The following is a 14,321-nucleotide window of genomic DNA, read 5'->3' as shown; positions in this document are numbered from 1 at the left end:
GCGACCTCCCGCACGACACAGCAAGGAGTGCCAGCGAATGACGCTGCCGTACTACGCGTCGGCCGAGCAGATCATGCGCGACAAGACCGAGCTCGCGCGCAAGGGCATCGCCCGCGGTCGCAGTGTCGTCGTGCTCGTCTACGACAAGGGCGTGGTGTTCGTCGCCGAGAATCCCTCGGCGACGCTGCACAAGGTGAGCGAGCTCTACGACCGGATCGGCTTCGCCGCTGTCGGTAAGTACAACGAGTTCGAGAACCTGCGGCGCGGCGGGATCCTGCAGGCCGATCTGCGCGGCTATCAATACGGCCGCCGCGACGTCACCGGCCGGGCCCTGGCCAACGCCTACGCCCAGGCGCTCGGGTCCATCTTCACCGACCAGCTCAAGCCCTACGAGGTCGAGATCTGCGTCGCCGAGGTGGCCTACCAGGAGCAGGACAACAACGCGGTGCTGTACCGGATCACCTTCGACGGCTCGATCGTGGACGAGCGCGAATACGTGGTCATGGGCGGCACCACCGAGCCCATCGTCACCGCCTTGAAGGCCTCGTATCGGCCGGGACTCGACTTGGCGAGCGCGATCGGCATCGCGGTCAAGGCGTTGCAGGCCGGGACACCCGAGGGTGACAAGGACAAGCGCGTCCTCGGTGTCTCCTCGCTCGAGGTCGCCACGCTCGAGCAGGCACGTCCTCGCCGGGCGTTCCGGCGGATCGGGCCCGCGGTGCTGGAGCGGCTGCTGGACACCTCGGCCGCCGGTGCGGGCACCGAAGCCGAAGCCGAGGCCCAAGCGGAGGCCGCGGGCGAGGGCGACGGCGCAGAGAAGTAGCCAGCTGATTCGGGTCGTCTGCGGCGCGCGCATCGTGTCGCAGACGACCCGAAGTCGGCTTCAGGGCACGCCCTCGAGCACGCGGTGCGGCACCGCGCGCAGCCGCGCCACCGCGGGACGGGTGACGCGGGTCGGGTCGCTGCGTGGCTCTCGTGCGGCCGTGTGCCGAAAATCTGCGTCCACGGCGCCTGATGGACGAACGATTACCGTCCGAATCGTTGCCAACCCGTATACATACGGGTTCTCCGATCCCCGCGCGGGGGCTGTTCCTAGCTGTAATGTCGATAGTGTGCAGCGACGAATCATGGGGATCGAGACCGAATTCGGTGTGACGTGCACCTTCCACGGACATCGCAGGCTCAGCCCCGACGAGGTGGCCCGGTATCTGTTCCGCCGGGTGGTGTCCTGGGGTCGCAGTTCCAACGTATTCCTCCGCAACGGCGCCCGGTTGTACCTCGACGTCGGCTCGCATCCGGAATACGCCACCGCCGAATGCGACAACCTGGCCCAGCTGGTCACCCACGACCGGGCCGGTGAGCGGGTGCTCGAGGAACTGCTCATCGATGCCGAACAGCGACTCGCCGAAGAAGGTATCGGCGGGGATATCTACCTGTTCAAGAACAACACCGACTCGGCGGGCAACTCCTACGGCTGCCATGAGAATTTCCTCGTGGTCCGCGCGGGCGAGTTCTCCCGGATCTCGGACGTGCTGCTGCCGTTCCTGGTGACCAGGCAGCTGATCTGCGGTGCGGGCAAGGTCTTGCAGACGCCGAAGGCGGCCACCTTCTGTCTGTCGCAGCGCGCCGAGCACATCTGGGAGGGCGTGTCCTCGGCGACCACCCGCTCGCGCCCGATCATCAACACCCGCGACGAACCGCACGCCGACGCCGAGAAATACCGGCGGTTGCATGTGATCGTGGGCGACTCGAACATGTCCGAGACCACCACCATGCTCAAGGTCGGCACGGCCTCGCTGGTGCTCGAGATGATCGAGGCGGGTGTGTCCTTCCGTGATTTCGCGCTGGACAATCCGATCCGCGCCATCCGCGAGGTCAGCCACGACCTCACCGGCCGGCGTCCGGTGCGGCTGGCCGGCGGTCGCCAGGCCAGTGCGCTCGAGATCCAGCGCGAGTACTACGCCCGCGCCGTCGAGCATCTGCGCAACCGGGACCGGGATCCCCAGGTGGATCAGGTGGTCGATCTGTGGGGCCGCACCCTCGACGCGGTCGAGGCGCAGGACTTCGCGAAGGTCGACACCGAGATCGACTGGGTGATCAAGCGCAAGCTGTTCCAGCGGTACCAGGACCGCTACAACATGGAGCTGTCCGACCCGAAGATCGCCCAGCTGGACCTGGCCTACCACGACATCAAACGTGGTCGCGGCGTCTTCGACCTGCTGCAGCGCAAGGGTCTGGCCAAGCGGGTCACCGAGGACGAAGCGGTCGACGCGGCCGTGGAAACCCCGCCGCAGACCACCAGGGCCAAGCTGCGCGGCGACTTCATCACCGCCGCCCAGGAGGCCGGCCGCGATTTCACCGTCGACTGGGTGCACCTGAAGCTCAACGATCAGGCCCAGCGCACGGTGCTGTGCAAGGATCCGTTCCGCTCGGTCGACGAACGCGTCGACCGGCTCATCGCCTCGATGTAGCGCGCTCGCCGGCGGCGTTCAGTCGCCGGCGAGATGGCGTTCGATCGTCTCGACCTTCGAGGTCATCGCATCGGTGACGCCCGGCCGGATATCGGCCTTCACCACCAGGCTGCAGCGTGGCGCGACATCGAGAACGACGTCGGTGGCCTGCTTGACCACCGCCATCACTTCATCCCATTCGCCCTCGATGGTGGTGAACATGGCGTCGGTGCGGTTGGGCAGCCCGCTCGCACGCACCACGCGTACGGCCTCGGCGACGGCCCGCCCCACATCCACGCCGTCGCCGAGCGGGGTGACAGAGAACGCAACGATCACGGCTGACTCCTCGGGGAGAGTTCTTCGGCTGAGCCCACCCTGCCAAATCCGTTACCCGTGCGCCGCCGCAACACCACAGCGCCGGGCGCATTACCCTGTTCGAGTGGCGATATCCAAGGTCGAGCGGTTGATGAATCTGGTCATCGCCCTGCTGTCGACCCGGCAGTTCCTCACCGCCGAGCGGATCCGGGACAGCGTCGCGGGATATGAGGACTCGGTCAGCGACGAAGCCTTCAGCCGGATGTTCGAACGCGACAAGAACGAACTGCGCGATCTGGGCATTCCGCTGGAAGTGGGTCCGGTCAGCCGGTTCTCCTCGGTGGAGGGCTACCGGATCAACCGGGACGCCTACGAACTGCCCGATATCGACCTGACCAGCGCCGAAGCCGCGGCCGTCGCCGTCGCCGTGCAGATGTGGGAATCGCCCGAACTCGCCGCCGCCGCCGAAGGAGCGCTGCTCAAGTTGCGGGCCGCCGGCATCCACGTGGAAACAGAGGCGGGTTTGGCCTCGGTCCCGGCGGTCCCGGCGCGCACCCGCGGATCCGAACCGGTGCTCGGCAAACTCCTGGCGGCCATCGACGCCGGTCAGGCAGTGCGGTTCGAGCATCGGGGTGCCATCAACGCGCCGTACCTGATGCGCGATGTGGAGCCGTGGGGTGTGGTGACCCACCATGGCCGCTGGTATCTGGTGGGCCACGATCGGGAACGCAATGCCACCCGGACCTTCCGGCTCTCCCGCATCGGCGACGAGATCACCGCGTACGGTCCGCGCAACGCGGTCCGCAAGCCCGACGACGTCGACCTGCGCGAGATCGTCACCCGGGTCACCGGCAGCATCCCGGTCAGCGGCTCGGCCACGGTGTGGGTGGCCGAGGGGCGCGGCCGTGAACTGCGCCGACTCGGCGTCGAAGGCGGCACCCGCACCATCGGTGGCCGCACCGGCACCGTCATCGAGGTTCCGGTCCGCTCGCGTGACTGGATCGCGCGCCTGATCACCGGGCTTGGCCCCGACGCCGTCGTGCTCGCGCCCGCCGACCTGCGCGAGGATGTGGTGGCGCGGTTGCGGTCGGTCTTCGATCACACGGAGGTGCGGGCATGAGCGGTCGACGCCCGGAGGAGGCAGTATGAGCAGCCGGTTGTCGGTGCGGCTGTCGCGGCTGCTGAATATGGTGCCGTACCTGATGGCGCACCCGGGGATCAGTGCCGCCGAAGCCGCCGCCGATCTCGGCGTCACCACCAAGCAGCTGATGAGCGATCTGAATCAGCTGTGGATGTGCGGGCTGCCCGGTTACGGACCCGGTGATCTGATCGACCTGTCGTTCTCCGAGGAGAGCATCGACGTCACCTTCTCCGCGGGCATCGACCGGCCGCTGCGCCTGACCTCGACCGAGGCCACGGCACTGCTGGTGGCGCTGCGTTCGATCGTGGACACACCGGGCATGGTCGATCCGAGCGCCGCCCACTCGGCGATCGCCAAGATCGAGGCCGCCATTTCCGGCGCCGCCCCCGAGACGGCGGGCGGACCGCAGCCGGTGGAGGCGCCGGCCGTGGCAACGGTGCGCGCGGCGCTGGCGGCCCGGCACGCGCTGCGGCTGGTGTACTACTCGGCCAGCCGCGATGTGGTCTCCGAACGCATCGTCGACCCGGTGCGGATCGTGCTGGTCGACAACAACAGTTACCTGCAGGCCTGGTGTCGTCAGGCCGAAGGGGTGCGGCTGTTCCGGTTCGACCGGATCGAGGACGCCACCGAGCTCGACGAACCGGCTCGCCCGCCCAGCGCGGCCGCCGACACCGACGCCGCTCTCGACCTGTTCCAGGACGATCCGGCGCTGCCGCTGGCCAGGCTGCGGATCCGCGGCGACTACGGCTGGGTGATGGATCAGTACCCGATCCAGCGGCTGGCCGTGCACCCGGACGGAAGCATCGAGGCGACCATGCGGTTCGCGACGCTGGACTGGATGGCGCGGCTGCTGCTCGGCTTCGGTTCCGGGGTCACCGTGCTGGGGCCGCCGGAACTGGTCGCCGCCGTCCGGGAACGGTCGAACGCGGCCCTGGCGGCCTACGAGGAAGTGGCCGAGGAACAGGCGGGCCCGGCGTGACGAATCGGGTCATGGTGCTCGGCGCCGGCAGTATCGGAACCTTCGTCGGCGGGAAGCTGGCAGCGGCGGGCGCCGAGGTGACCTTCGTCGGCAGGCGCCCGATCCTGGACCAGATCAGCAGCTCGGGCCTGCGCCTGACCGATCTCGACGGCGGTTCCGAGGTGGTGCCCGCCGACCGGTTCACCGTCGCGACCGAACCCGAGGCCGCCGAATCGGCCGATCTGGTGCTCATCACCGTGAAGTCCGGCGCCACCGCGAGCGCCGCGCACAGCCTGTCGGGGCGGCTGCGGCCGGGCACCGTGGTGCTGAGTTTGCAGAACGGCATCGGCAACGACGGCACGATCCGCACGGTGCTGCCCGGCAGCGTGGTGCTGGCGGGCATGGTGATGTTCAACGTGGTCCAGCACGGTGGGGGCCATTTCCATCGCGGGACCGACGGTGTGATCGCGGTGCACGACGACCCGGCGCTCGACCGGTTCGCCGGCGATTTCCGCCGGGCGGGACTGCCGCTGGACCGGCACGAGGACCTGCTGCCGGTGCAGTGGGCCAAACTGCTGCTGAACCTGAACAACCCGGTCAACGCCCTGTCCGGCCTGCCGTTGCGTGACGAACTGGCCCAGCGCGATTACCGCCGCTGCCTCGCCCTGGCCCAGCGTGAGGCGCTCGCGGTGATGAACAGTGCGCGAATTCGACCGGCCCGGCTGACCGCGCTGCCACCCGCGCTGATGGCCAGGTTGCTCACCGTGCCGGATGTGGTCTTCGAACGGGTTGCCGGGCGGGTGCTGGCCGTCGATCCGATGGCGCGCTCGTCGATGGCCGACGACCTCGCGGCCGGGCGGCGCACCGAAATCTCCTGGTTGTGCGGTGAAATCGTGAGCCTCGGTGCGCTGGTCGGCCGGCCGACGCCGGTGAACCAGCGGCTCATCGAACTCGTCCTGGCCGCCGAACAGGGTGACCAGCGTCGGTGGAGCGGACCGGAGCTGCTCGGCCACTTGCGCGAAGCCGCCGCTCAGCGCGTCCGATGAGGAGCTCGGCCCCGGGTTGAACGCCCGGCGAACTCCGACCCTCGGGCCGGTTCGGCCGCGCAGGGGTCCGGTAGCATCGGGGTATCACAGTCTTTGGAGGTAGAACATGGGCAGTCTGAGCATCTGGCACTGGCTGATCATCGCGGTCGTCTTCGTGATGTTCTTCGGCGCGAAGCGGATGCCCGACGCGGCCCGCAGCCTCGGACGATCGCTGCGGATCTTCAAGAGCGAGGTCAGCCAGATGCAGAACGAGGGCGGCAACACCGGCTCCGCCTCGTCCACTGCGCCTGCGGCCCCCGCTCAGCAGTTGCCGTCCGGCCAGGCCGCGAACCCGGCGCCCGCCGATCAGCCGCGCACCGAGTCGAAAACGCTCTGACCCACGCGTCGACCGGAGCGAGTTCGAACTCGCTCCGGCTATTGTGCTGTTGGCGTCCGGCCATCGCTCGGCGTCGGCGGTGAGCGGTCCAGGCACGCGAGCACAAGGGCAACCACACACACCATGCGAATTCCGTTCGACCCCCGGCGCAGCAGGCGCAGGACCAATCCCGACGGCACCATGTCGTTGGTCGAACACCTCCAGGAACTGCGTACCCGGCTGCTGATCTCGATCGCCGCGGTCATGGTCACCACGGTCCTCGGGTTCCTCTGGTACGCCCATTCCTTCCTCGGCATCGAAAGCCTCGGCGAGATCTTGCGCGGGCCCTACTGCGCGCTGCCGTCCGAAGCCCGCGCCTCGCTGACCCCGGACGGCGAATGCCGCCTGCTGGCCACCGGGCCGTTCGAGCAGTTCATGCTGCGCTTGAAAGTGGGCATGACCGCGGGCGTCGTGCTCGCCTGCCCGATCTGGCTCTACCAGCTGTGGGCGTTCATCACCCCCGGTCTGTACGCCAAGGAACGCAAATACGCGATCGGCTTCGTGGCCTCCGGTTCGGTGCTGTTCGTCACCGGTGCGGTCCTGGCCTACGTGGTGATCGCGCACGCGTTGAGCTTCCTGCTCTCCATCGGCGACAACGTCCAGATCACCGCGTTGAGCGGTTCGGAGTACTTCAGCTTCATCATCAACCTGCTGGTGATCTTCGGCGTCAGCTTCGAGACGCCGCTGCTGATCATCGGGCTCAACCTGATCGGCGTGCTCACCTACGCCCGGCTCAAGGCCTGGCGGCGCGGCATCATCTTCGGGCTGTTCGTCTTCGCTGCCATCGTCACCCCGCAGGACCCGTTCTCGATGCTGGCGCTGGCGCTGGCGCTGACGCTGCTGTTCGAGGTCGCGGTGCAGTTCGCGCGGATCAACGACGCCCGCCGCGCCCGCCGCGAGCGCACCGAAGGCTGGGGCGAGCTCGACGACGAGCAGGCCTCGACATTGGCCGGCCCCGAACCGGTCGGAACCGCCGATCCCATTACCCCAGCCGAGCCGGTGGCCGCCCCCGAGAAAACCAGCCGTCCCGTGTCGGACTACTCCGATACGCTCTGACGGGTGACACAGAACCGGTCGCTGACGGGCGAGCTGGACAGCTTCGCCGCCGATCTGACCTTCCGGCTGGACCCCTTCCAGCAGCAGGCCTGCCGTGCCCTCGAAGAGGGACACAGCGTGCTGGTGTGCGCGCCCACCGGTGCGGGCAAAACCGTCGTCGGTGAGTTCGCGGTCCACCTGGCGCTGGCCACCGGCGGCAAATGCTTCTACACCACGCCCATCAAGGCGCTGTCGAACCAGAAGTACGCCGACCTCACCGCCCGCTACGGCCGGGCCAAGGTCGGGCTGCTGACCGGCGACCAGTCGATCAACTCCAACGCACCCATCGTGGTCATGACGACCGAAGTGCTGCGCAACATGCTCTACGCGTCCTCCGACGCGTTGCACGCGCTGTCGTATGTGGTGATGGACGAAGTGCACTATTTGGCCGACCGCTTCCGCGGCGCGGTGTGGGAAGAGGTCATCCTGCACCTGTCGCCGGAAGTGCGGCTGGTCAGCCTCTCGGCCACAGTGTCGAACGCCGAAGAATTCGGCGCCTGGATGGAGACTGTGCGCGGTGATACCGCCGTGGTGGTGGACGAGACGCGTCCGGTGCCGCTGTGGCAACACGTCATGGTCGGACGGCGCATGTTCGACCTGTTCGACAGCAACTCCTCCGAGCAGAAGGTGCTCGTCGACGAAGACCTGGTCCGCTACATCCGGCATCGGGAGAGCGCGGACCGGATGAACTCCTGGGGCGGCCCGCGCGGCCGCGGTGGCGGCCGCCGCGACTTCCGTCCGCTCCCGCGTCCGGAGGTACTGGCCAAGCTGGACGAGGAAGGGCTGCTGCCCGCCATCACGTTCATCTTCAGCCGCGCCGGATGCGACGGCGCCCTGGCCCAGTGCCTGCGCTCGGGCTTGGATCTGGGTCGTGGGCAGGACCAGGAACAGGTCGACGCGATCATCGAGAAGCACACCGGTGAGCTGCCCAAGGCCGATCTCGAGGTGCTCGGCTACTGGGAGTGGCGGGAGGCGCTGCATCGCGGCCTGGCCGCACACCACGCCGGCATGCTCCCGGCCTTCCGGCACACCGTGGAAGAGTTGTTCGTCAACGGGCTGGTGCGCGCGGTCTTCGCGACCGAGACCCTCGCCCTCGGCATCAACATGCCCGCCCGCACCGTGGTGCTGGAGCGGCTGGTCAAGTTCAACGGCGAATCGCACGCCGAGCTCACCCCCGGTGAATACACCCAGCTCACCGGCCGCGCCGGACGTCGCGGTATCGACGTCGAGGGGCATGCGGTGGTGCTGTGGCAGCCCGAGGTGGACACCAGCGCGGTGGCCGGCCTCGCCTCCACCCGCACCTACCCGCTGCGCAGCTCGTTCCGTCCCGGCTACAACATGTCGATCAACCTGATCGACCGGATGGGCGCCGCCGACGCGCGGGCTCTGCTGGAACGCTCGTTCGCGCAGTTCCAGGCCGACCGCTCGGTGGTCGGGTTGGTGCGCGGGATCGAGCGCAACGAGAATCAGCTGCGCAAGCTGGCCACTCAACTGGGTGGGGTCGAGGGCGACTTCTTCGAGTACTTCTCGTTGCGGGAGCGGATCAAGCAGCGCGAGCGTCAGCTGGAACAGCAGGGCAGGGCCGATCGGCGCGGGGCTTCGGTCGCGGCGCTCACCTCGCTGCGGCGCGGTGACGTCGTCGCGATTCCGTCCGGGCGTCGTGCCGGGCTCGCGGTGATCCTCGAACCCGATGCCACGCCGGGGGATCCGCGGCCGCTGGTACTCACCGAGGACAAGTGGGCCGGGCGGATCTCGGTCGCCGACTTCCCGGTGCCGGCCCAGGCTCTCGGGCACATGCGGCTGCCGCGCCGGGTCGATCACCGCACCGCCCGGACCCGCCGTGATCTGGCCTCGGCCCTGCGCAGCACCGGCATCGCCGCGCCGGGACGGCAGCGACGCAGCCAGCGCGCCCGCGCGGGCGAGGATCGCGAACTGGCCACCCTGCGGCGCAGCCTGCGCGCCCACCCCGCGCACCACCGGCCCGACCGGGAGCAGCTCAGCCGGATCGGCGAACGGTATGCGCGGCTGTCGCGGGAAACCGACACCATGCGCCAGAAGGTTGCCGCCACCACCAACTCGCTGGCCCGCACCTTCGACCGGATCCTCGGTCTGCTGGAGGAACGCGGATTCGTACACGAGGGTGAGGTCACTCAGGACGGGCGCAGGCTCGCCCGGATCTACGCCGAAAGCGATCTGCTGGTCGCCGAATGCTTGCGCCAGGGGCTGTGGCGCGGGCTCGGCCCCGCCGAACTGGCGGCCGTGGTATCGATCCTGGTCTACGAATCGCGCCAGGAGGGCGGCTATCTCGGTGCCTCCGGTCCCACCGAACCGGTGCGCCGTGCGGTCGGGGCCACCGTCGGCGTGTGGTCGCAGCTGCGCACCGACGAGGCCAGGCACAAGCTCGCGCCCACCAGGGAACCCGATCTCGGATTCGTCACCGGTATCCACACCTGGGCTCGCGGCGACGGGTTGGCCGAGTCGTTGCTCGCCAGCGGCGACCAGGGTGCGCCGCTGTCGGCAGGCGATTTCGTGCGCTGGTGTCGTCAGGTGATCGACCTGCTCGACCAGATCCACAACACCGCCGATGACGTGGAGGTCGCGGCCACCGCGGCCAAAGCGGTGCGGGCGATTCGGCGGGGTGTCGTCGCGGTGGACGCCGCGTGAGAAAAGCGTTTGTGATTTGATTTCTTTCGCACGCGGGGGGCTACCGTGTGTGTACCGATGCGAGTGGAGGCAACCAGATGAGCGGCCCGTACGGACCGAACGACGCCCCTGGTCCCGGGGAGGGACGCAACGATCCCACCCAGCACTGGGGTGGACAGCAGGCGCCCGGCGGGGCCGGCCCGACCCAGCAGTGGGGCGGCCAGCAGCCGGCCGCGGCGCAGCCCACCCAGCAGTGGGGCGGCGGTGAGCAGGGCTCGCAGCAGCAGTGGGGGCAGCCCAACCAGCCCCAGCAGCCCGGTCAGCCGCAGTGGGGTCAGCCCCAGCAGCCACAGCAGCCCAGCCAGCCGCAGAGCCAGCCGTGGGCCCAGCCGCAGCAGCAACCCCAGCAGCAGTGGGGCCAGCCGCAACAGCAGCCGCAGCAGCAGTGGGGTCAACCCCAGCAGCCGCAGCAGGATTGGGGCCAGCAGGGCCAGCAGTGGAACCCGAACCAGCCGCAGCAGCCCCTCCAGCAGAGCGGCGGCAGCGGCGGCGGAAAGAGCAAAGGCCTGATCATCGGCCTCGCGGTGCTCGGTGTGGCGATCGTCGGCGGCATCGTCGCCCTCATCCTGCTGCTCACCGCCAAGGACGAACTCGACCAGGCGGCCGTGCAGTCCGGTGTGCAGAAGGTGCTCTCGGAGTCCTACGGCATCGAAGACGTCAGCGATGTCTCCTGCCCCGCAGGCCAAGAAGTCAAGGTCGACGCCACCTTCACCTGCGACCTGAAGGTCAGCGGTGAGGCCAAGAAGGTCAGCGTCAAGATCACCAAGGACGACGGCACCTACGAGGTCGGCCGCCCGAGCTGATCCGCGACCGGGCAGCCTCGTTCCGGGGTGTTGCCCGGCAGGTCCGGCGGACGGACGTGGTCGCCTGCGCCTCAGAGCCCGGGGCCCGCGACGACCACCGCACCGCTGGCACCGAACTCCAATCGGTAGATCGCCGGCATCGGCATGGCCCGCACGAACGGCCACCCGATGCCGGCGATTCCATATCCGGCGAGTGCGGCGGCGATGAACGTCCCGTGGCTGCCGACCACCAGTGGCCCGCACGCTCCATCCGACCATAGGCTCAGCGCCGTTACCGCCCTGGACGACAGTTGCCGCAGGCTTTCGCCACCGGGCCGAGCCATGCCCGGTTGTGCCCAACTCCGCGCGTACCAGCGCGCATAGTCCGGTACCGGTGGGATGCCCGAATCCCATTCCCGCAGCGCTGGATCCGTGCGCACGGCCAGGCCTGCCGCCTGCGCGCTGGGCGCAACGGTCTGCACCGCACGCAGGTACGGGCTCGACACCACCGCGGTCGGGCCGAGCGCGAGCAGCTGCGGGACGAGGCGCCGGGCCGAGTCTCGGCCGGAGGGGGTCAGTGCGCGGTGGTGGTCGTCCGGTCCGTCGGCGTGGGGTGTTCCGGCGTCGGCGTGCCGGACGAGCAGGACTGTTGGTCGCATGCGTCGATTGTGCGGCTTCGCAGGAGATCCACTGCGGCCGAAGGGCTTCCGATCGACGTACTCACCGGGCGCCCGTCGCGCTGATCAGCCGCGCGGCGCGCCCATAGCGGTGATGAGACGGGTGATGGGGCTGTCGGCGTTGTAGGTGACGGCCAGCTCGCGCAGGCGGTCGGGGTCGACCGGGGCGGTGGGGAGGACGTCGGAGCGGGAGAGGGTGACGTCGGCGTCGCGGACCACCCGGACCACGGGGGCGGCGGCGGTCAAATAGGCCTCGGCGGCACGGAGTTTGGTGCGCACGCTCTGGGAGAGGTCGGCGGCCGGGTCGTCGACGGCAGCGCGCAACGCCTCCAAGGAACCGAAGCGGCTGATGAGTGTCGACGCCGACTTCTCGCCGATACCAGGGACTCCGGGCAGGCCGTCGGAAGCATCGCCGCGCAGCGTCGCCATATCGGCATAGGCGGGGCCCGCGTTCTGCAGTGGCACACCGTATTTCGCGGACACTTCGGCCGGGCCGAACAGCTCGGCCTTGGCCAGGCCACGGCCGACGTAGAGCACCCGCACCGGAGGCTGTGGCGTATCACGAACCAGTTGCAGCAGATCGCGGTCGCCGCTCACCACGATCACCTCATCGGTCGGCTCACGGGTCGCGAGCGTACCGAGCACATCGTCGGCTTCGAGACCTTCGGCGCCGCCGGTGGCGATCCCGGCCGCCGCCAGCACCTCGAGGATCATCGCCACCTGCGGGGTGAGCCGGTCGGGCACCTCCTCGGCGCCGGGCGCGGCCGCGGCGGAGGTGTCGAGGCGATGGGTCTTGTACGTCGGTACCAGATCGACCCGGAACTGTGGCCGCCAATCGAGGTCCAGGCCCACCACCAGCCGGCTGGGCGAGTGACGGGTGATCAGGGCCGCGACCATGTCGGTGAAGCCGCGCAGCGCGTTCACCGAGCGGCCGTCGGGGGCGGTGATCTTCTCCGGGATGGCGTGGAAGGCGCGGAACCAGAGACTGGCACCGTCGAGCAGCAGCAGGGGACCGGTGGCGGGAGCGGCTGACGTCACGGGCCGAGGTTACCCGCCTGGTCCGACATGGCCGCGGCACACACCCGGAGGCCGGCCGGTCTGCGACTTTCCAGCAACACCGAACGGCCGGAGTCGATCCGAGCGGCCCGTCCTACGGGTAACGTCGGGCGGTATGAGCTCGCACACGGATTCACGATTCGCGGCGGACGTCTACGCCGACCGGCTCGAGCGCGCGGTGCAGCTGATGCGCAAGGCCCACCTCGACGCCCTGCTCATCACCCCGGGCCCGGACCTGCGCTATCTGATCGGCTCGGCCGCCGACTCGGTCGAGCGGCTGACCTGCCTGGTGATCCCCGCCGACAAGGGCACGCCGTCGGTGGTGATCCCGAAGCTGGAGCTGGCCTCGCTGGAGGGCTCTGCGGCGTCGGAGCTGGGTTTGCAGGTCCACGATTGGGTCGACGGAGTCGATCCGTACCAGATCGTGAAGTCGGCATTGCATGTCGGATCCCGTGTCGCTGTCACCGATTCGATGCCCGCCCTGCATCTGATTCCGCTCGCCGAATCCTTCAGCGGCCTGCCGGCCTCGGCCACGCCGGTGCTGCGGGAGCTGCGCATGATCAAAGATGCCGCCGAGATCGAGGCGTTGCGGGAAGCCGGTGCCGCGATCGACCGCGTGCACGCCCGGATGGGTGAATGGCTGCTGCCGGGACGTACGGAGGCCGAGGTCGCCGCGGATATCGAGAAGGCGATCATCGCCGAGGGGCATGCCGAAGCCGAGTTCATCATCGTCGGCAGTGGTCCGCACGGCGCGGACCCGCACCACATGAAGTCCGAGCGGCGGCTGCACCAGGGCGATGTGGTCGTCATCGACATCGGCGGCCCGGTCGCTACCGGCTACAACTCCGATTGCACGCGCACCTATGTTCTCGGCGAACCCAGCGCCGAGGTGGCCGCCCGCTTCGCCGAACTCGAAGAGGCCCAGGCGGCGGCGGTGGCCGCGGTGCGCCCCGGCGTCACCGCCGAATCGGTCGACGCCGCCGCCCGGGAACCGCTGGAGGCGGCCGGTCTCGGCGAGGCGTTCGTGCACCGCACCGGCCACGGCATCGGCCTGTCGGTGCACGAAGAGCCCTACATCGTCGCCGGCAACACGCTCGAGTTGCGGCCCGGCATGGCATTCAGCGTGGAACCCGGCATCTACTTCCGGGGCGAGTGGGGCGCGCGGATCGAGGACATCGTGGTGGTCACCGAGGACGGTGCCGAACCGATGAATCAGCGCCCGCACGGGCTCACCGTGCTCTGAGCTCGCGGACCCGCATGCCGGTCGCCGACCTGCGCGCCCGCCCGGGCGGCTCCGGCCGTTCCAGCCGCTGGCCGCCCACGAGAACGTGCGCGCTCACTCGCCACGCAGTGTGCTGCTCGACAGCACTCGCTGCACCTGAATCGCGATGACCACGCGCGTCGGATTCTCGCGCGGCACCCGGTAGCGCCCCGCATACCGCTGCACCGCTTCACCGACGCTGACCGGATCGTCGAGCACGGTCGCCGGGCCCTCGAGCGTCAGCCAGCGGATCCCGTCGACCTGGCTGACCGCCGCATATCCGGACCTGCGGACATTGCGCACCTTCACCGACCCGTCATTGGTGATGATGCGCGCGATCCCGGCCTCGGCATCCCAGGTGAACCCGACGGCCACCACATGCGGTGTGCCGTCGGCGCGCAGCGTGGTGAGGGTGGCCAGAT

The 14,321-nt window shown here is 69.2% G+C and carries 15 protein-coding genes; 10 read left to right on the top strand and 5 right to left on the bottom strand.

The genetic code is table 11. The annotated features are described in order from the left end of the window. Window positions 1–37: 37 nt before the first annotated feature. Window positions 38–823: a proteasome subunit alpha gene (prcA, locus tag RJ05_RS13815; protein ID WP_036537534.1), complete on the top strand. Its 786-nt coding sequence runs from the start codon at window positions 38–40 to the stop codon at window positions 821–823. 60 nt (window positions 824–883) lie between these two features. Here prcA and RJ05_RS32310 read toward each other — a convergent pair whose 3' ends face one another. Further along, window positions 884–1,006, bottom strand: a complete 123-nt coding sequence (locus RJ05_RS32310) for a hypothetical protein (protein ID WP_255220939.1) — start codon at window positions 1,004–1,006, stop codon at window positions 884–886. Between the two features lie 106 nt (window positions 1,007–1,112). On the opposite strand from RJ05_RS32310, the gene pafA reads away from it, so the two are divergent. After that, entirely contained in the window at window positions 1,113–2,471 is a 1,359-nt protein-coding gene (pafA, locus tag RJ05_RS13810; protein WP_181062422.1) for a Pup--protein ligase, read from the top strand. 18 nt (window positions 2,472–2,489) lie between these two features. Here the strand turns inward: pafA and RJ05_RS13805 are convergent, their stop codons facing one another. Beyond that, on the bottom strand, window positions 2,490–2,786 hold the full coding sequence (locus tag RJ05_RS13805) for an MTH1187 family thiamine-binding protein (protein WP_036537532.1): 297 nt from the start codon (window positions 2,784–2,786) through the stop codon (window positions 2,490–2,492). 103 nt (window positions 2,787–2,889) lie between these two features. Between RJ05_RS13805 and RJ05_RS13800 the strand changes: the two genes are divergently transcribed. The 7 genes from RJ05_RS13800 (at window position 2,890) to RJ05_RS13770 (ending at window position 10,926) form a co-directional block, all read left to right on the top strand. Beyond that, window positions 2,890–3,885 (top strand): helix-turn-helix transcriptional regulator, encoded by a 996-nt coding sequence (locus RJ05_RS13800; protein ID WP_081597315.1) that lies wholly within the window; start codon window positions 2,890–2,892, stop codon window positions 3,883–3,885. 25 nt (window positions 3,886–3,910) lie between these two features. After that, window positions 3,911–4,885: a helix-turn-helix transcriptional regulator gene (locus tag RJ05_RS13795; RefSeq protein ID WP_036537530.1), complete on the top strand. Its 975-nt coding sequence runs from the start codon at window positions 3,911–3,913 to the stop codon at window positions 4,883–4,885. Beyond that, window positions 4,882–5,910, top strand: coding sequence for a 2-dehydropantoate 2-reductase (locus RJ05_RS13790; RefSeq protein ID WP_234012197.1), 1,029 nt, complete (start codon window positions 4,882–4,884; stop codon window positions 5,908–5,910). The genes RJ05_RS13795 and RJ05_RS13790 overlap by 4 nt, the downstream gene beginning before the upstream one ends. 106 nt (window positions 5,911–6,016) lie before the next feature. After that, on the top strand, window positions 6,017–6,286 hold the full coding sequence (gene tatA, locus RJ05_RS13785; RefSeq protein ID WP_036537529.1) for a Sec-independent protein translocase subunit TatA: 270 nt from the start codon (window positions 6,017–6,019) through the stop codon (window positions 6,284–6,286). Window positions 6,287–6,409: 123 nt separating this feature from the next. Then, window positions 6,410–7,381, top strand: coding sequence for a twin-arginine translocase subunit TatC (gene tatC / locus RJ05_RS13780; protein WP_036537528.1), 972 nt, complete (start codon window positions 6,410–6,412; stop codon window positions 7,379–7,381). A 3-nt stretch (window positions 7,382–7,384) separates the two neighbouring features. Continuing rightward, window positions 7,385–10,084, top strand: coding sequence for a DEAD/DEAH box helicase (locus RJ05_RS13775; protein ID WP_036537527.1), 2,700 nt, complete (start codon window positions 7,385–7,387; stop codon window positions 10,082–10,084). Window positions 10,085–10,161: 77 nt separating this feature from the next. Further along, on the top strand, window positions 10,162–10,926 hold the full coding sequence (locus RJ05_RS13770; RefSeq protein ID WP_036537526.1) for a DUF4333 domain-containing protein: 765 nt from the start codon (window positions 10,162–10,164) through the stop codon (window positions 10,924–10,926). Between the two features lie 71 nt (window positions 10,927–10,997). On the opposite strand, the gene RJ05_RS13765 is transcribed toward RJ05_RS13770, so the two are convergent. Beyond that, window positions 10,998–11,564 (bottom strand): histidine phosphatase family protein, encoded by a 567-nt coding sequence (locus tag RJ05_RS13765; RefSeq protein WP_051016549.1) that lies wholly within the window; start codon window positions 11,562–11,564, stop codon window positions 10,998–11,000. 84 nt (window positions 11,565–11,648) lie between these two features. Then, window positions 11,649–12,620 (bottom strand): 5'-3' exonuclease, encoded by a 972-nt coding sequence (locus RJ05_RS13760; RefSeq protein WP_036537525.1) that lies wholly within the window; start codon window positions 12,618–12,620, stop codon window positions 11,649–11,651. Between the two features lie 133 nt (window positions 12,621–12,753). On the opposite strand from RJ05_RS13760, the gene RJ05_RS13755 reads away from it, so the two are divergent. Beyond that, window positions 12,754–13,881, top strand: a complete 1,128-nt coding sequence (locus tag RJ05_RS13755) for a M24 family metallopeptidase (RefSeq protein WP_036537524.1) — start codon at window positions 12,754–12,756, stop codon at window positions 13,879–13,881. A 93-nt stretch (window positions 13,882–13,974) separates the two neighbouring features. Here the strand turns inward: RJ05_RS13755 and RJ05_RS13750 are convergent, their stop codons facing one another. Next, a complete protein-coding gene (locus tag RJ05_RS13750; RefSeq protein ID WP_081597314.1) occupies window positions 13,975–14,319 on the bottom strand; it encodes a PPOX class F420-dependent oxidoreductase in 345 nt (114 codons plus the stop codon). Between the last annotated feature and the right edge of the window lie 2 nt (window positions 14,320–14,321).

This window comes from Nocardia cyriacigeorgica NBRC 100375 (assembly GCF_000308555.1).
GTDB lineage: Bacteria > Actinomycetota > Actinomycetes > Mycobacteriales > Mycobacteriaceae > Nocardia > Nocardia cyriacigeorgica.
This window is presented reverse-complemented; position numbering and strand designations above follow the sequence as displayed.